Genomic DNA, 408 nt, shown 5'->3' with positions numbered 1-408 from the left:
GTCGATGACCGCGTCCCGGCGTCTCCAACTCGCGGCGGAAGGCTCCGATACGATCGGCCTGGCTGTGCGCCGTTGGCGCCGGCAGACGGAGGCAGGTGATTTCGGGCAACCGACGGCCAGCGTTACCCGCTGGCGCGTCTCTGTCCTGCCTTCGGCCGCCCTGCCGGTTCCCGGCCTCGGCCGCGCCCGCTGGCTGGTCGAGCTGATCCGATGCCGCGCCGGAGAAAGCGCGGATTTCGAAGTGGAGGCCTGCGATGCCAAGGGTCGTATCGCTCTTCCTTCCAAGGTGGCCGACAGACCGCCTCAGAAGGAAGTCGGGCGACGCATCGCCTCCGCCTGAGGCGCCGCTCGTCCTCGCCGGGCGCACCGGCCGCCGCAGAACCATCACCGCTCTGGATACGAATGCCC

The 408-nt window shown here is 69.9% G+C and carries 1 pseudogene; it reads left to right on the top strand.

Features of this window, described 5'->3' with window-relative positions:
- Positions 1–340, top strand: a pseudogene (locus CEV33_RS00830) (damage-inducible protein); the annotation flags it as partial.
- Positions 341–408 lie beyond the last annotated feature (68 nt).

Origin of the sequence: Brucella grignonensis (assembly GCF_002252505.1) — a bacterium.
Classification (GTDB): domain Bacteria; phylum Pseudomonadota; class Alphaproteobacteria; order Rhizobiales; family Rhizobiaceae; genus Brucella; species Brucella grignonensis.
This window is presented reverse-complemented; position numbering and strand designations above follow the sequence as displayed.